The following is a 14,922-nucleotide window of genomic DNA, read 5'->3' as shown; positions in this document are numbered from 1 at the left end:
GTCGCCCGATATGGACGTTCACACCTTCTCCGGATCCAGGCGGTCTCCGCTCGCCGGATGGCTGGACGCACCGTCCGGCTGGGCCGCCCTCGACCCCGCGTCGGAGCGCCTGCACGGGATGCTCCAGCAGGTCCCGCAGCCCGTGCGGGACGCCCTGCACGGCGTCTGGCTCGGCCACCACCTGCACCCCGCGGTGGTCCAGCTCCCGGTGGGCTGCTGGCTCTCGGCCACCCTCCTGGACGCCGCCTGCACCTCCCCCGACGCGGCCCGCCGGCTCACCAGGATCGGCCTGATCGGCGTGGCCCCCGCCGCCTGGACGGGATGGGCCGACTGGTCGACGCTGACCGCCGAGCAGCGCCGCACCGGCCTGGTCCACGCCGTCGGCATCGTCGCCGCGGCCGCCCTGCAGGGCGCCTCGCTGGCCGCCCGCTGCCGCGCCGCCCGTACCGGCACGGCCCCCACCACGGGCCGTCTCCTCGGCCTCGCCGGCCTCACGGTCGCCGCCACGGCCGCCGCCCTCGGCGGCCACCTCGCCCACCACCAGGAGCCCGCCGACAGCCTCTGATCCCGTCAGAGCGTCCCGCCGGCCCGCGGGCGGGTGAGGCTCGTCGGCCCGTGCTCCGCACACCAGTCGCAGTCGCAGACCGTCAGGGCATTGGCCCGGCAGTGCGCCGTGGGCCGGTACACGGACGCGCACGGCCCCGGGTCGACCGGCGCACCGTCCGCGGGCAGCGTGCGCCGGCACCAGCCGCACCGGATCTCGGCCCCCGCCCCGGCCGCCCGGAGCCTCGCGGCCGCGGCGACCGCCCGCTCCAGGGCCGCCTCCGCCACCAGGCCCACCGGCGCGCCGTCCACCAGCTGCCTGCTCCGCCACGGGCTCGCCCCGGTCACCGCCCGCACCGCCTTCACCACCTCGATCCCGCGCTCCCCCACCCCGGTCAGGTGCACCGCGAAATCCGGATCCTCCACCGCAGCCCCTCCACAAGCCGTCCACCGGCCCCGAGTACATCCGGACTGCACCCGACCGTGCCACCCGATTTCGGTCGCCCGATGACACGGGGCGTCAGGGAGCCCGTCCGCCGACGGTAGCCTGGCGGATGCGGTGGGTGTCCGCCGCTCCGGCCCCACCGGACAGGAGACCAGCAGGTGAGCACGGCGCACGCGGGCCCCGGCGACTACAGCCGGGTGCCCAATCCGGAGCAGGCCCTGAAGTACGCGATCCAGCACATCGCAGGTGAGCGGGTCGAGATCATCGAGGGAGTCATCACCCCCGTGTCCCCCTCCTGGGCGCACGAGAGCGCCGTCGACCTGATCCGTGAGCAGATCGGCCCCCGGATGCGTGCGCTCGGCCTGCGCGCCGGTTCCGGCAACCTCGACCTGCCCGGCACAGAGAACTTCTACGTCCCCGACCTCGCCGTGGTGCCGGCCGCGTTGGCCAAAACCGAGGGTGCGCTGCTGCCGGACCAGACCGTGCTGGTCGTGGAGGTCACCTCCCCGTCCAACGGGGACACCGACCGGACCGCCAAGCGCCGCCGCTACGCCCAGTACGGTGCGCCGCTCTACCTGCTGGTCGACCGGCAGGAGCGGGTCTGCACGCTGTTCTCGCAGCCCGGGCGGCTCGGCTACACCCTCGTCGAGGGGCCCCGTCCGTTCGGGGTGCCGGTGCGGTTGCCGGCGCCGTTCGGCCTCGACCTCGACACCGCGGAGTTCTGACCGCGGCCGGGCCGAGCGGCGGCTGACAGTCGGGGCGGGCGGCGGTTGAATGGTGGTCGGGGCCCAGTGGGGGCGGAGGCAGGCATGGACGCGGCCGCGGTACTGGCCGATGCCAGGCGCTCGCACGGCGGGCACGCCTGGCGGGACGCCTGTGCGCTGTACGCCGCCGCGGACGGCGGGGAGCCGGACGGGCTCGGGGTCGCGGATCTGGAGGACTGGGGCGAGGCGGCGCAGCTGCTCGGCCGGGGCGAGGAGGCGTCGGCCGTCCTGCAGCGGGCCTACCTGGCGCGCGAGGGGGCCGCGGACGTCCGTGGTGCGCTGCGCTGTGCGTTCTGGCTGGCGGAGGTGCTGGCGATGCGCGGCGAGTTCGCGCACGCGGGCGGCTGGCTGGCGCGGGCGGGGCGGTTCGCCGGGTCGGGTCCGCCGTGCGCCGAGCAGGGGTTCCTGCTGGTGCGGGAGGCGGAGCGGCAGCTGCAGGAGGGCGAGCACGAGGCAGCGTTCGGGACGGCGGGGCGGGTCCTGGAGCTGGCGGGGCGGTTCGGGGACCGGGATCTGGCGGTGCTGGCGGCCCAGTTCCAGGGTGCTGCACGGATCGCGCAGGAGCGGGTGGACGAGGGTCTGGCGCTGCTGGACGAGGCGATGGTGGCGGTGACCGCCGGGGAGACCGGCCCGCGGGTGACCGCCTGGGTGTACTGCCTGGTGATCGCGGCCTGCCAGGACCTGCAGGAGTTGCGCCGGGCCCGCGAGTGGACGCTCGCGCTGGACGCCTGGACGGACGCGCTGCCGCAGTTCGAGGGCGGGTACTCGGGGATCTGCCTGGTGCACCGCTCGGAGCTGCTGCGGCTGGTGGGCGACTGGGCGAACGCGGCCGTGCAGGCGCGGAGCGCCTGCGAGCGGCTGACCCGCGGCTTCGGGGAGTTCCTCGCGGGCGGCGCCTTCTACCAGCTCGGCGAGATCCACCGGCTGCGCGGGGAGTGGGCGCGGGCCGAGGAGGCGTACCGGCAGAGCGGGCGGTACGGCTGCGACGCCCAGCCGGGGCTGGCGCTGCTGCGGCTGGCCGGGGGCCGGCCGGAGGCGGCGGCGGGCGGTGTGCGGCGGGCCCTCGCGGAGGCGCCGGACCGGTTGGCCCGGGCCCGGCTGCTGCCCGCGCTGCTGGAGGTCGCGCTGGCCGTCGACGGCACGGCGGAGGCCCGGGCGGCCGCCGAGGAGCTCGCCGAGATCGCGGGGACCTTCCGGCGGCCGGCCCTGGACGCGCAGGCCGCGCAGGCGCGGGCGCCGGTGCTGCTCGCCGGGCGGGCCCCGGACGGGCCGCCCGCCGGGACGCCCACGGGGGCCCAGCCGGAGGCACTGACACAGGCGCTGACGCAGGCCCGCCGGGCCTGGCGGCTGTGGCGGGACCTGGACGTGCCGTACGAGACGGCCCGGGCCCGGGTGCTGGTGGCGCGGGCCTGCCGGGCGCTCGGCGACGAGGACACCGCGGCGGTGGAACTGGACGCGGCGGCGGCCGGGTTCGCCCGGCTGGGCGCCGGGCCGGACCTGGCGCTGGCCCGGGCGGCGGCGGCCGGCCGGGCAGGCGACGGGCCCCCGGACGGTAGGGGCACGACGGAGGCACCCGCCGGGCTGACCCCGCGCGAGGTGGAGGTGCTGCGGCTGGTCGCCGGGGGCGGCAGCAACCACGCGATCGCCCGGGAGCTCCACCTCAGCGAGCGGACGGTGGCCCGCCACATCAGCAACATCCTCGGCAAGCTGGACGCCGGCTCCCGGACGGCCGCCGCCGCGTACGCCTTCGAACACGGCCTCGCCGGCGCCCGCACTCCGGGCCACTGAGGCCCCCGGCTCGGCGAGGTCTTCGGGCCGGTGCGGCCCCTCGGCCGTCTGCGCACATCTGCCCATCCGCCACGGCCCGGAACACATGGTTCTGCCGATGTGCCGCCCCGGCCCCGCGGCCTAGCGTCGGAGTACGGCGAACGGCCCCGGAAGGCGGCGACGACCGTGGCACTCCACGCACAGACACCTGCCGACGCACCGGCCCGGACGGGCGTCCCCGCGCCCGTCCCCGTCCCCGCCCCCGCCCCCGCACAGGCGGGCCGGGCGGCGACGGCCCTCGGGGCGGCGCTGGCGGAACGCGGCGAGCACGCCGCGGCCGAACGTGCGCTGCGCCGCGCGGTCCGCTGCTGCACGGCGGCGTACGGCCCGGACGACCCGCGGCTGGCGGTGCCGTTGCGGGCGCTCGGCGCGGTCTGCGTCGCCCGCGGCCGGTTGGCCGAGGCCGAGGCCCTGCTGAACCGGGTGCTGGTGCTGCTCGCGGGGCCGGGGGACGGAACGGAGGAGGAGTCATGAACGGGGAACGGCACGAGACCGTGGTCATCGGCGCGGGGCAGGCGGGGCTCGCCGTCGGTCAGCAGTTGGCCCGGCGTGGTCGGGAGTGCGTGATCCTGGACGGCAGCGTTCGGATCGGCGACAACTGGCGCTCGCACTGGGACTCGCTGCGGCTGTACAGCCCGGCCCGCTACGACGGGCTGCCCGGGATGCGCTTCCCCGCACCCGGCTGGTCCTTCCCCGGCAAGGACCAGGTGGCGGACTACCTGGAGGCGTACGCGGAGCGGTTCGACCTGCCGGTGCGCACCGGTGTCCGGGTCACCCGGCTCTCCCCCGCGGACACCGGAGACACCACCGGTGCCGGGAGCACCGGAGGCACCGGAGGCACCGGCAGCCTCGACGGGGCCGGTGGGTGGGTGGTGGAGACCGACCGGGGCCGGCTGCTCGCCGAGAACGCCGTGGTCGCCACCGGCACCTTCGGCCGCGGCCCGTACGTCCCGCCCTTCGCGCCGCAGCTCGATCCGCGGATCCTGCAGCTGCACTCCTGCGAGTACCGCAACGAAGGCCGGCTGCGCGACGGGCCGGTGCTGGTGGTCGGCGCCTCGCACTCGGGTGCGGACGTGGCGTACGAGGTGGCCGGGCGGCACCGGACGGTGCTGTGCGGGCGGGAGACCGGGCAGATCCCGCTCACGCTGGAGGCGAGGTCGACGCGGCTGGCGTTCCCGGTGCTGTGGCAGATCGCCGACCGGGTGCTCACCACGGGCACGCCGTTCGGACGGCGGATGCGCGAGGAGGTCCGCACGCACGGCGGGCCGCTGCTGCGGGTGAAGGCGGCCGACCTGGCGCGGGTCGGGGTGGAGCGGGTGCCGGAGCGGATGACCGGGGTGCGGGACGGCATGCCGCTGCTCGACGGCGGACGGGTGGTCGAGGTGGCCAACGTCGTCTGGTGCACCGGCTTCCGGCAGGACTTCGACTGGATCGACGCGCCGGTGACCGGCCCTGACGGCTGGCCGCGGGAGCACCGCGGCGTGGTCGGGGACGCGCCCGGTCTGTACTTCTGCGGTCTCGCCTTCCAGCGGGCGTTCAGTTCGATGCTGATCGGCGGCGCCGGCAAGGACGCCGCGGTGGTGGCGAAGCACATCGCCGCCCGCGAACGCCGCCTGCACCGGGCCGACCGCCGGGAGCACGTCCTGACCGCCGCCTGAGGGCCGCGCCGGACGGGCAGGGGGCCGGACGGGCTGGGGGCCCGGACAGGCCGGGCGACCCGGACGCGGGCAACGGGCGGAACGGGCTTGACGCGAAAGATACTAAGCGCGCATAGTATTCCTCATGAGGAAGCTCGCCACGGCACAGACCGTCTCCACCGCCCACCCGTCCGCCTTCTTCGCCCGCTGGGCCGACATGGCCACCTGGCCCGAGTGGAACACCGACACCGCCTGGGTCCGCCTGGACGGCCCGTTCGTCGAGGGCGCCACCGGCGTACTCAAGCCGAAGGGCGGCCCCAAGGTGCCGTTCACCGTCGCGAAGCTCGTCCCCGGCAGGGAGTTCACCGACGTCTCCCGGCTGCTGGGCGCCCGGCTGACCTTCCGTCACCTGGTCGAGCACACCGAGCAGGGCGGCACCCTGGTCAACGTCGAGGTCACCCTCGACGGCCCGCTCGCCGCCCTGTGGAACGCGATCCTCGGCAAGGACATCCGGGCCGGCCTCCAGCAGGACCTCGACCGGCTCGCCGCCACCGCCGAGGCCGACAGCGCGGTGACCGCCGCATGAGGGCCTGGCTCGGCGTCGTCTGTCGCGACCACGTCCTGCGCGGCACCGGGCTGGGCATCGCCCAGCTCAACCACGGCCGCCGGGACGCGGTCGCCCGCCTGGCGGCCGGCGACTGGCTGGTCTACTACTCGCCCCGGACGAGCCTCGCCGGCGGCCGCCCGCTGCGCGCCTTCACCGCCATCGGCACGGTCGCCGACGAGGAGGTGTGGCAGGCCGACGAGGGCGACTTCAAGCCCTGGCGGCGGCGGGTCGACTACCTGCCCGGCGCCGCCGAGGCACCGCTCGCCCGGTTCGACGGCACGCTCGACCTGACCTCCGCCCCCGACTGGGGGTACCGGCTGCGCCGCGGCCTGGTCGAGCTGACCGCCCACGACCTGGCCCTCGTCCGGGCCGCCATGGTCACCGCATGACCGACCACCCGCCGCGCCTGGCCAGCGGCTTCACCGAACCCGACGAGAGCCCCGGCCTGCTGCTCTGGCAGGTCACCAACCGCTGGCAGGCAGCCCAGCGCACCGCCCTCAAGCCGTACGGGCTGACCCACGTCCAGTTCGTCCTGCTCGCCTCGCTGAGCTGGCTGCAGGCGGACGGGCCGGTCACCCAGAAGCACCTCGCCGACCACGCCGCCACCGATCCGATGATGACCTCCCAGGTCCTGCGCGCCCTGGAGTCCCGCGGACTGGTCCACCGGCTGCCGCACCCGCACGACCGCCGCGCCCGCGCCCTCGCCCCCACCGACGAGGGCCGCGCCCTCGCCGACCGCGCCGTCGCGGCCGTCGAGGCCTGCGACCGCGCCTTCTTCGAACCGCTCGGCGCCGACGCCGCCGCCTTCAGCGCCGCCCTGCGCACCCTCCGCAGCGCGAAGGGGCAGCCGGGCGAAGCGGGCTGAGGGGCGGCCACCTGCGGGGCTGCGCCCCCGACGCGGGGTGTCGCCGGCGGCCCGTACCATCGGGGGCATGCTCACCGTTGCCACCTGGAACGTCCTGCACCGCGTCCACGCGGAGAACTGGAGCAGTGACGTCCTCGACCGGTGGCCCGAGGAGGCACCGCGGATCGCCGCCGTCACCGCCCGGGTCGCCGCGCTGACCGAACGGGTGGTGGCGCTGCAGGAGGTGAGCGGCGACCAACTCGCCTCGATCCGGGCCGCGTTGCCCGCCGGCCGGAGCATCCACACGCTCGACTACCCGCGGATCCCGACACCGCGCCGCATCCCCACCCTGCTGGCAGACCGCAGCGAGCACCTGGTGCTGCTGGTCGACGGGCCGGGCGAGGTGGTGGCCGCCGAGGCCTTCGCGGAGGACCGCGGCAAGGGGCTGCTCGCCGTCCGCACGGCGGGCCTGCTCGTCGTCGCGACCCACGTGAGCACCGGCCCCCGCCGGCCCGGCCAACTCGCCCGGCTGGCGGAGGTGGTGGCCGCCACCGCGGACGGCCCGGCCGTCCTGTTGGGCGACTTCAACGCGGACCGGACGACCGTGGCCGCCGAACTCGGCCCCGGCTTCGCCGTCGCCGAGCTCCCGCCCGGCGCACCGCCGACCAGACCGCGCGAGACCGGCGCGGAGAAGTCCCAGTGGATCGACCACGTGGTGGTGCACGGCCTCGACAGCCGCGGCGCCGTGGTCGAGGACGTCGCCGGCCTCTCCGACCACAACCCCGTCCGCGCCGAGGTCGTCCCCGGAGCCGACCCCGGACCTGCCGACCCCGGACCTGCCGAGCGGAACGACACGTCGCCGATGTGAGGCCGACGTGAGGTCGCCGTGACGCCGACGGGGCGTCAGGACCGGCTCCACGGACGGTGACAGGAGGGCACATGGCACCGCAGGACGGGGTGGCGGGCTTCTACGACGGGCTCGCCGCCGGCTACCACCTGATCTACGCCGACTGGGAGGCGGGCATCCGGCGGCAGGGCGCCGCCCTGGACGCGCTGCTCACCGACCGCCTCGGGTCCGGCCCGGCGGACGTGCTCGACTGCGCCTGCGGCATCGGCACCCAGGCGATCGGGCTGGCCCTGCGCGGCCACCGGGTGGTCGGCTCCGACCTCAGCGCGGTGGCGGCGGCCCGGGCGGCACGCGAGGCGGCGGTCCGCGGCACGGAACTGCCCACCGTCGCCGCCGACATGCGCCGGCTGCCGTTCGTGCGGGGCCGGTTCGACGCGGTCGTGTGCGCGGACAACTCGCTCCCCCACCTGCTGACCGCCGGGGACGTCCGCGCCGCGCTGGACGCGATGCGGCGGGTGCTCCGCCCGGGCGGCCTGCTGCTCGTCAGCACCCGCCCGTACGACGAACTGCGCCGCACCCGGCCCACCGGGACGCCGCCGCAGGTGGTCGAGGCCGACGGGGTCCGCACCACGACCTTCCAGCGGTGGCACTGGCACGAGGACGGCGAGCACTACGACCTCGACATGGTGCAGGAGCGCAGCGGCCCGGACGGGGTGCGCACCCAGGTCCGGCACGCCGTGTACTGGGCGCTCACCCGGGAGCAGCTGACCGGGCTGGTGCTCGACGTGGGCTTCGTCCGGCCGGCCTGGGCGGAGCCGGCGGCGAGCGGGTTCTTCCAGCCGGTGCTGACCGCGGTCGCCCCGTGAGCGGGTCCGTCCGGCCCGCGGGGTTTGCCGGCCGCGGATCGAGCCAGACGCCCGGCAGGGCAGGCCCGCGCTCCTGACCCGCGGGCCGCCCGTCTGCGTCCGGACCCGGCCCGGGCGTTCCCTGGCGGGCCTTCCCGAGCGGGCAGCCGGGTCCGGCGGCAGCCAGCGGCTGCCGCACCGAGGATGGGGAGCATGGCAGAGCAGCAGCCACCCGCGGACGGCCGCGACGAGACCCCGGAGGAGCGGGCGGACCGGCTCTGGACCGAACTGCTCCAGGAGGTACGGGTCGCGCAGACCGGTGCCCAGATCATGTTCGGATTCCTGCTGACGGTGGTGTTCACCGAGCGGTTCACCACGCTGCACGGCTTCGACCGGGCCCTCTACGTCGGGGTGGTGACCCTCGGCGCCGTCGCCACCGGCACCCTGATGGCTCCGGTCTCCTACCACCGGCTGCTGGCCGGGCGGCACGTCAAGCCGCGCATGGTCGCGGCCGCCGCCCGGATGGTCTCGCTCGGGGTGGTCCTGCTCGGCCTGAACGTCGGCGCGGCCCTGTTGCTGCTGCTCAAGGTCGCCGGCCTCACCTGGGGCGCCTGGGTGATCGCGGGCGCCGTGCTGGCGTGGTTCGCGGTGTGCTGGGTGCTCGTCCCGGTCGCGCTGCTGCGCCGCTCCGGTCCCCGGCGGCGCTGAGCACGCCAGGGCAGGGCAGAGCGCAGGGCGGCCCCTCACCTCAGCGACACCTCAAAGCAGTAGTGACACCGTGTCGCAGCAGCAGTGACACCATGTCGCAACAGCGACACGGTGTCACCCTGGACCGGACGGGTGAACGGTCGGGTCAGGTGTCCCGCTCCGGCGGCTGCGCGGTGTCGCGGCCGTCCTGGTGGTGGCGGTCGAACCGGTCGTGGCGGTGCGGCCAGTGCCGGTGGCGCCGCGGACGGCTTTCGTGCCGCTCGTGCGGCCTGCGCAGGGTCTCGGGCGGCGGCCCGGGGTTCACCGGGACGGTGCGCGCGGCACCGGTGGCGGGATCGTGCGGACGCAGTTCGGGCGGGCCGGGATTGACGGGCATGGCAGCCTCCTTCACCCCCCTCCACTGTGCGCCTGCCCGGGCCGCCCGGCCACAAACGGACGCCCGGCGCTCCCGGGGTGTGGCGCGGGTACGGCCGGGCAGACGCCGGTCACGGGGCCGGCCGGCCAAGGCCGGGTCCCGATGGAGGTGAGCGGCCGTGCCGTCCACGACCGGTGGGCCCCGGCAGGCGCTGTCCCGGGTGTCCGCGCCACTGCTGGCGTTCCTGACCGCCCTGTTCGCGTTCTGGGCGGTGGCCGCCGGGGACGACGCCCCGGCCGCCCGCGCCGTCCCGGCCGCCCTCGCGCTGGCCTTCGGGGTGCTCGCCGTACTGGCCGCGGCCCATCCGCTGGTGTTCGTCCGCCGCCGTCGGCGCAGGCCCGGGGGCCACGGCTGACCACGCGCACCGGCGCCGCGGTTTCGTGCCGGGCAGCCCGGTGAGACGTTCGGGGAACGGCCCGAACGCGAACACGGAGGAAGGTGGCCGACATGACCGGTCTGCAGGGCAGGACGGTGGCATTCCTGGTGGCGCCGAAGGGCGCGGAGCAGGTCGAGCTGACCTCGCCGTGGGAGGCGGTGGAGCGGGCCGGCGGCACACCCCGGCTGGTGTCCACCAAGAGCGGGACGGTCCAGGCGTTCGAGCACCTGGACCCGGGCGACACCTTCCGGGTGGACGCGGTGGTCGCGGACGTCTCCGCGGCGGACTTCGATGCCCTGGTGCTGCCCGGCGGCGTCGCCAACCCGGACTTCCTGCGGATGGACCCGCGGGCGGTGGGCTTCGTGCGCGGCTTCTTCGACCTGCGCAAGCCGGTCGCGGTGATCTGCCACGGCCCGTGGACGCTGATCGAGGCGGACGCCGTCCGCGGCCGCACCCTCACCTCCTGGCCGAGCCTGCGCACCGACCTGCGGAACGCGGGCGCCCACTGGGTCGACCGCGAGGTCTCCGTCTGCCACGACGGCCCCAACACCCTGGTCTCCAGCCGCAAGCCCGCCGACCTGCCGGCCTTCGAGCGCACGCTGGTCGAGGAGTTCGCCCGCACCCCGGCACACGCCTGAGGCCCGGCACTCCGCCCGACCCGTCACACCGACGGGTCGGGCGAAACGCCGGGTCGGTCAGGGCATCGGGACGGCGTGCAGGCAGACGTGGGCGCCGGGGCAGCCCGCCAGGGGCTCGGCGACGCCCGCGGCCGTCACCTGGACGAGCAGGGTTCCGGACTCGTCGGCGTACACCGGGCGCCCGTCGGGGCCGAACGTCCCGGTCGGGGTGACGATCACGACCTGGGGCGGGGCGTGGGTGCCGGGGGCAGTGGGCAGGGTCACGGCATAGCCCTCGGTGGGGGGCATGGCGCACCTCCTGGGGGTGCCCTGCGTCTGGACGGCCTGGCCGTCCGCGAAACCCGTCCCACCGGCGCCGTCCACCGTCCCACCCTCCCACCGGCCCGGCGGACCGGCGGACCGGCGGCCCGGCGGACGGCGCCCGTGCCGGGTTCGGTCCTCTTCAGTCCTCGTCGTCGGCGGGGTCGGCCGCCGCGTCGGCCTCCTCGCCCGGCTCCTGGTCGTCGGGCGGGGGCGGGCCGCCCTCCCCGGTCATCCGGGCACCGGGGGTGTCGGTGGGCGGCCAGGCGTCGTCGGGGTGCTCGCGCCCGGTGCCCGACGGCTGGCTGCGGGAAGGCTGGGTGGTCATGGCCGGTCCTCCTCGGTGCTGTTCCTCCACTGGTCGTCGGCGGCCTCGCCGGGTGTCCGGCGGTGCCGCCCGTCACCGCGCGCCTGCCCGCCCGGGGCCCGTCCAATCGCGGCCGGGCGCAGGCGCGGCGGCGGCAGGGTTGGCCCCGGCGGCAGGGGGTAGCCGCCGGGGTAGGGGGACCCGCGAGCCCGGGTCGTGCAGCCCGGTCGGCTGCGCATCGGCGCGGGCCGTCGGACCATGGACGGGGCGCCCGGCCCGGAGGCCGGTGTTCCGCCCGCGTGACGGCCGGTGCTGCGTGACGACCGGTCTCCCGCCCCCGTGACAAGGAGGACGCCATGACCGTCCCCGTTCCTCCGGGACCGGACGTCGGACCGGTGCCCGACCCGGCACCCGTCCCTCCCCCGCCCGTCCCCGTGCCTCCGGTACCGCCGGGGCCCGAGCCGGTGCCCCCGGGACCGGCCCCGGTGCCGCCCTCCCCGCCCGGTCCCGGGCCCGACCCGGTGCCGCCGGATCCGGTTCCGCCGGTACCCGGCCCCGAGCCGGTGCCGCCGAACCCGCAGCCCGTCCCGGCTGGTGGTCCGGCAGGTGGCTTGGCCGGTGGTCCGGCAGGCGGTTCGGTCGGCGGCTCTGCGGCCCCGGCGAGAGGTCCGGTCCGGTGACGGCCGGGGCCCGCCTCCGCCGGGCGCTGGAGGTGCCGACGGTGGGGGTCGAGGAGGAGTTCCTGCTCGTCGACCGGCACTCGCGGCTGCCCGTCGGCCGCGCGCCCGGTGTCGTCAAGGAGGCTTCGGACGTGCTCGGCGAGCGGGTGCAGACCGAGTTCTTCACCTCGCAGGCCGAGGTGTGCACCCGCCCCGCCCGGAGCCTGCCGGAGTTGCGCGCCGACCTGGTGCACCTGCGGGCGGTGCTGCGGGAGGCGGCCGCGGGCGCGGACTGCCGCCCGGTCGGCACCGCGATGCCGGTGATCGCGGACGGGCATCCGCCGGCGATCACCGACTCGGCGCGGTACCGGCGGATCAGCGAGCACGTCGGTGCGGTGGCGACCAGCCCGGAGGGCCTGGTCTGCGGCTGCCACGTGCACGTCGGCGTGCCGTGCCGGGCGCGGGCGCTGGCACTGAACAACCGGATGCGGCCGTGGCTGCCGATCGTGCAGGCGCTGGCAGTGAACTCGCCGTTCAGTGCGGGCCGGGACACCGGTTACGCGAGCTGGCGGCACGCCTTCTACCGGCGCTGGCCGACGGTCGGCCCGGCGCCGCGGCTGGACGAGCCCGGCTACCGGGCGACGGTCGGCGGTCTGCTGGACGCCGGGGTGATCCTCGACACCGCGATGATCTACTGGTACTCGCGGCCGTCCGAGCACGTCCCGACGTTGGAGGTCAGGGTCGCCGACACCAACGCGGACGTGGACACCACGCTGCTGGTGGCGGCGCTGGTGCGCGGACTCGCCACCACGATGCTGGCCGAGCTCCCGGAGGACCCGGTGGCGGCCGGTCCGGCCGGGGCGGGGGCCGACACCACGGCGATGATCGACGCCGCGCACTGGTCGGCCGCGCTCTGCGGCATCAACGGCAACGGGGCGGACCCGGTGACCGGCCGCGTCGCACCGATGCGGCACCTGGTGGACCTGCTCGTGGAACGCGCCCGGCCGGGCCTGGAGGCCGCCGGGGACCTCGGCACCGTCCGCCAGCTGCTGGCCGGCCTGTGCACGGCCGGCACCGGCGCCGACCGGCAGCGGGCCGCCTTCGCCCGGCGCGGCCGGTACGGCGACGTGGTGGACGAACTCGCCGCGCTGACCGCCGGGGCCTGAGGGCCCGGGACCCGTAGGACCCGCCGGGCGGCGGGTCCTGCGGGTCGGTGCGGACGGCGATCAGACAGGTGTCGTCGTCGGTGTCCGAGCGGCTGTGCTCCAGCAGGGTGTCGAGCCAGCCGCCGAGGTCGGGTCCGGGTGCGCCGGCCGCCACCAGCAGCTGGCGCAGCGACTCCTCGTCGGCGGTGCCGCGCTGCTCGACCAGCCCGTCGGTGTAGAGCAGCAGCACGTCCCCGGGGTCCAAGGGCAGGACCTGTTCCTCGTACGGGGCGTCGGGGGTGGCACCGAGCAGCAGGCCGCGGGGCAGCGGCAGCACCCGGGGCCGGCCGGCCCGCAGCAGGACGGGCGGCGGGTGCCCGGCGCGGGCCCAGTGCAGGGTGCGGGTGTGCGGGTCGTAGCGGGCGCAGACCGCGGTGGCGGTGGCCGGGTCGGGCAGCGCCAGGGCGGTGAGGTTGAGCCAGTGCAGCAGCCGGGCGGGGCCGGCACCGGTGACGGCGAGCCCGCGCAGCGCGTTGCGCAGTGCGACCATCCCGGTGGCCGCCTCGACGCCGTGCCCGGCGAGGTCGCCGACGGAGAGCAGGGCGCCGCCGTCGGGCAGCGGCAGGACGTCGTACCAGTCCCCGCCGACCCGTTCGCGTTCGACGGCGGGCCGGTAGCGGACGGCGGCGTGCAGCCCGGTGCTGTCCAGCGGCGGCGGTTCGGGCGGCAGGATCGCCTCCTGGAGGCGCAGGGCGAGGCGGTGCCGCTGGGCGGCCTCCAGCTCGCTGTCGGCGAGGCGTTCGCGGGTGGCGGCGAGGGCGACCTCGGTGCGGTGCTGGTCGGAGACGTCCTGGCCGGCGCCGCGGACGAGCACCACCCGGCCGGCGGGGTCGGTGACGGGTTCGGCGACGATCCGGGCGTAGCGGGCGGGCCGGTCGGGCGGCAGCAGCCGGAAGACGGCGGAGGCGGCCCGGCCCTCCTCCAGGACGGTGCGGGTGAGCCGCTGGACGGCCCGGCGGTCGTCGGGGTGGACGTGGGCCGGGAGGGCGGCGAGCGGCACGGGGATGGCGTCGGGCGGCAGGCCGTGCAGGGCGAACATCCGCTCGTTCCACAGGACGTCGCCGCTGACGAGGTCCTCCTCGAAGCCGCCGACCCGGGCCAGCCGCTGGGCGGAGTGGACGAGGCCGACGAGCCGGGCGTCGGCGTCCTCGACCTGCCAGCTGACCAGGAGGTGGCCGTCGGTGCGGGCGGCTCCGATCCGGGCGACGACCGGCAGCCGGGACAGGTCGTCGGCGAGGAAGGTGAGCACGAACCGTTCGCGGACGGGTTCGCCGGTGGCGAGCACGGCGAGCAGGCGGTCGAGCATGCCGCGGGTGCTGGCGAGCGGGTAGGACTCCAGCAGGGTGCTGCCCTCGATGCGGTGCCGCGGGCGGCCGGCCGGGTCGCGGAAGCGGTGGTTGGTGCGCAGGATGCGGAAGTCGGCGACCTCGCCGTCGCGGCCCTCCAGCGGGGCGAGCAGCAGTGCCGGGTCGAGGACGGCCTCCAGCGCCGCGGTGTCCGGGCCCGGCGGTTCGGGCCGCACGGCCGGGGGCGCGGTGTCGACGGTGACGGCGAAGACCTCCGCGAGGGCCCGCAGCCGGGCGGGGGCGGCGGTCGGCAGCGGGGGCGGGGCTTCGGCCCAGCCGAGTTCGAGGACCCCCAGCAGGCGGCCGCGGCGGCGCATCGGCAGGGCGAGCCGGTACGGCGCGGTGTCGCGGCCGACGGTGGGCAGGCCGGTGGCGGCGGGCCCGCCCTCGGGCCACGGTCCGGTGCCGCTGCGGGCGGCGTGCCGGGCCGGGGTGTCGACGTCCGGCGGGACGTGGCGCCAGGCGCGGGCGTCCTCGGGGGCGAGGCCGGCGTGGCCGAGCAGGGTGAGGCCGCCGCCCGGTTCGGCGCCCCAGATCACGGCGAGGTCGGCGGCGGGCAGGTCGGCGGTGCGGTCGAGCAGGGCGCGGGCCGCGGTGTCCGCCTCGGTG

General features: G+C 77.0%; 18 protein-coding genes and 1 pseudogene. 14 read left to right on the top strand and 5 right to left on the bottom strand.

Going from position 1 to position 14,922, the window contains the following annotated elements; translation table 11 throughout:
- Positions 1–10 precede the first annotated feature (10 nt).
- Positions 11–565, top strand: a complete 555-nt coding sequence (locus ABD353_RS32235) for a DUF2231 domain-containing protein (protein WP_344627230.1) — start codon at positions 11–13, stop codon at positions 563–565.
- Between the two features lie 5 nt (positions 566–570).
- On the opposite strand, the gene ABD353_RS32230 is transcribed toward ABD353_RS32235, so the two are convergent.
- Positions 571–969 carry a ribosomal protein L7/L12 gene (locus ABD353_RS32230; RefSeq protein WP_344627229.1) on the bottom strand — a complete coding sequence of 133 codons (399 nt, stop codon included), beginning with the start codon at positions 967–969 and terminating at the stop codon, positions 571–573.
- 177 nt (positions 970–1,146) lie between these two features.
- Here ABD353_RS32230 and ABD353_RS32225 point away from each other — a divergent pair, with 177 nt between their 5' ends.
- From ABD353_RS32225 to ABD353_RS32180, 10 genes are all read left to right on the top strand, one after another.
- Positions 1,147–1,713, top strand: a complete 567-nt coding sequence (locus ABD353_RS32225) for a Uma2 family endonuclease (RefSeq protein ID WP_344627228.1) — start codon at positions 1,147–1,149, stop codon at positions 1,711–1,713.
- A gap of 84 nt (positions 1,714–1,797) precedes the next feature.
- Positions 1,798–3,540: a LuxR C-terminal-related transcriptional regulator gene (locus tag ABD353_RS32220; protein WP_344627227.1), complete on the top strand. Its 1,743-nt coding sequence runs from the start codon at positions 1,798–1,800 to the stop codon at positions 3,538–3,540.
- 165 nt (positions 3,541–3,705) lie between these two features.
- Entirely contained in the window at positions 3,706–4,053 is a 348-nt protein-coding gene (locus ABD353_RS32215; protein WP_344627226.1) for a tetratricopeptide repeat protein, read from the top strand.
- Complete coding sequence (locus ABD353_RS32210) at positions 4,050–5,237, top strand: flavin-containing monooxygenase (RefSeq protein ID WP_344627225.1); 1,188 nt, start codon at positions 4,050–4,052, stop codon at positions 5,235–5,237. Before ABD353_RS32215 ends, ABD353_RS32210 begins: the two co-directional genes overlap by 4 nt.
- Positions 5,238–5,361: 124 nt before the next feature.
- Complete coding sequence (locus ABD353_RS32205; RefSeq protein WP_344627224.1) at positions 5,362–5,802, top strand: SRPBCC family protein; 441 nt, start codon at positions 5,362–5,364, stop codon at positions 5,800–5,802.
- Positions 5,799–6,212, top strand: coding sequence for an EVE domain-containing protein (locus tag ABD353_RS32200; protein WP_344627223.1), 414 nt, complete (start codon positions 5,799–5,801; stop codon positions 6,210–6,212). The genes ABD353_RS32205 and ABD353_RS32200 overlap by 4 nt, the downstream gene beginning before the upstream one ends.
- Complete coding sequence (locus ABD353_RS32195; protein ID WP_344627222.1) at positions 6,209–6,688, top strand: MarR family winged helix-turn-helix transcriptional regulator; 480 nt, start codon at positions 6,209–6,211, stop codon at positions 6,686–6,688. Before ABD353_RS32200 ends, ABD353_RS32195 begins: the two co-directional genes overlap by 4 nt.
- Positions 6,689–6,755: 67 nt before the next feature.
- Complete coding sequence (locus ABD353_RS32190; protein ID WP_344627221.1) at positions 6,756–7,535, top strand: endonuclease/exonuclease/phosphatase family protein; 780 nt, start codon at positions 6,756–6,758, stop codon at positions 7,533–7,535.
- Positions 7,536–7,606: 71 nt separating this feature from the next.
- Positions 7,607–8,380 carry a class I SAM-dependent methyltransferase gene (locus ABD353_RS32185; protein ID WP_344627220.1) on the top strand — a complete coding sequence of 258 codons (774 nt, stop codon included), beginning with the start codon at positions 7,607–7,609 and terminating at the stop codon, positions 8,378–8,380.
- A gap of 192 nt (positions 8,381–8,572) precedes the next feature.
- The gene (locus ABD353_RS32180) at positions 8,573–9,067 is read left to right on the top strand and encodes a DUF6328 family protein (protein ID WP_344627219.1); all 495 of its coding nucleotides are present in this window, start codon (positions 8,573–8,575) and stop codon (positions 9,065–9,067) included.
- 145 nt (positions 9,068–9,212) lie between these two features.
- Here ABD353_RS32180 and ABD353_RS32175 read toward each other — a convergent pair whose 3' ends face one another.
- Positions 9,213–9,443, bottom strand: coding sequence for a hypothetical protein (locus ABD353_RS32175; protein ID WP_344627218.1), 231 nt, complete (start codon positions 9,441–9,443; stop codon positions 9,213–9,215).
- A 157-nt stretch (positions 9,444–9,600) separates the two neighbouring features.
- On the opposite strand from ABD353_RS32175, the gene ABD353_RS32170 reads away from it, so the two are divergent.
- Both ABD353_RS32170 and ABD353_RS32165 read left to right on the top strand, forming a co-directional pair.
- Positions 9,601–9,837, top strand: a complete 237-nt coding sequence (locus ABD353_RS32170; RefSeq protein ID WP_344627217.1) for a hypothetical protein — start codon at positions 9,601–9,603, stop codon at positions 9,835–9,837.
- Positions 9,838–9,929: 92 nt separating this feature from the next.
- Complete coding sequence (locus tag ABD353_RS32165) at positions 9,930–10,496, top strand: type 1 glutamine amidotransferase domain-containing protein (RefSeq protein WP_344627216.1); 567 nt, start codon at positions 9,930–9,932, stop codon at positions 10,494–10,496.
- 57 nt (positions 10,497–10,553) lie between these two features.
- On the opposite strand, the gene ABD353_RS32160 is transcribed toward ABD353_RS32165, so the two are convergent.
- Entirely contained in the window at positions 10,554–10,784 is a 231-nt protein-coding gene (locus tag ABD353_RS32160; RefSeq protein WP_344627215.1) for a DUF6296 family protein, read from the bottom strand.
- Positions 10,785–10,938: 154 nt separating this feature from the next.
- The gene (locus ABD353_RS32155) at positions 10,939–11,124 is read right to left on the bottom strand and encodes a hypothetical protein (RefSeq protein ID WP_344627214.1); all 186 of its coding nucleotides are present in this window, start codon (positions 11,122–11,124) and stop codon (positions 10,939–10,941) included.
- Positions 11,125–11,779: 655 nt separating this feature from the next.
- Between ABD353_RS32155 and ABD353_RS32150 the strand changes: the two genes are divergently transcribed.
- Positions 11,780–12,928, top strand: coding sequence for a carboxylate-amine ligase (locus ABD353_RS32150; protein ID WP_344627213.1), 1,149 nt, complete (start codon positions 11,780–11,782; stop codon positions 12,926–12,928).
- A gap of 106 nt (positions 12,929–13,034) precedes the next feature.
- Here ABD353_RS32150 and ABD353_RS32145 read toward each other — a convergent pair.
- Positions 13,035–14,006: pseudogene (locus ABD353_RS32145) on the bottom strand (PP2C family protein-serine/threonine phosphatase); the annotation flags it as partial.
- Between the last annotated feature and the right edge of the window lie 916 nt (positions 14,007–14,922).

Source organism: Kitasatospora arboriphila, from assembly GCF_039528095.1.
Lineage (GTDB): Bacteria > Actinomycetota > Actinomycetes > Streptomycetales > Streptomycetaceae > Kitasatospora > Kitasatospora arboriphila.
This window is presented reverse-complemented; position numbering and strand designations above follow the sequence as displayed.

Coding starts and splice junctions, on each gene's coding strand:
- ABD353_RS32165 (WP_344627216.1), top strand. CDS start 9,930: ATGACCGGTCTGCAGGGCAGGACGGTGGCATTCCTGGTGGCGCCGAAG.
- ABD353_RS32210 (WP_344627225.1), top strand. CDS start 4,050: ATGAACGGGGAACGGCACGAGACCGTGGTCATCGGCGCGGGGCAGGCG.
- ABD353_RS32160 (WP_344627215.1), bottom strand. CDS start 10,784: ATGCCCCCCACCGAGGGCTATGCCGTGACCCTGCCCACTGCCCCCGGC.
- ABD353_RS32155 (WP_344627214.1), bottom strand. CDS start 11,124: ATGACCACCCAGCCTTCCCGCAGCCAGCCGTCGGGCACCGGGCGCGAG.
- ABD353_RS32185 (WP_344627220.1), top strand. CDS start 7,607: ATGGCACCGCAGGACGGGGTGGCGGGCTTCTACGACGGGCTCGCCGCC.
- ABD353_RS32205 (WP_344627224.1), top strand. CDS start 5,362: ATGAGGAAGCTCGCCACGGCACAGACCGTCTCCACCGCCCACCCGTCC.
- ABD353_RS32175 (WP_344627218.1), bottom strand. CDS start 9,443: ATGCCCGTCAATCCCGGCCCGCCCGAACTGCGTCCGCACGATCCCGCC.
- ABD353_RS32195 (WP_344627222.1), top strand. CDS start 6,209: ATGACCGACCACCCGCCGCGCCTGGCCAGCGGCTTCACCGAACCCGAC.
- ABD353_RS32180 (WP_344627219.1), top strand. CDS start 8,573: ATGGCAGAGCAGCAGCCACCCGCGGACGGCCGCGACGAGACCCCGGAG.
- ABD353_RS32190 (WP_344627221.1), top strand. CDS start 6,756: ATGCTCACCGTTGCCACCTGGAACGTCCTGCACCGCGTCCACGCGGAG.
- ABD353_RS32200 (WP_344627223.1), top strand. CDS start 5,799: ATGAGGGCCTGGCTCGGCGTCGTCTGTCGCGACCACGTCCTGCGCGGC.
- ABD353_RS32235 (WP_344627230.1), top strand. CDS start 11: ATGGACGTTCACACCTTCTCCGGATCCAGGCGGTCTCCGCTCGCCGGA.
- ABD353_RS32220 (WP_344627227.1), top strand. CDS start 1,798: ATGGACGCGGCCGCGGTACTGGCCGATGCCAGGCGCTCGCACGGCGGG.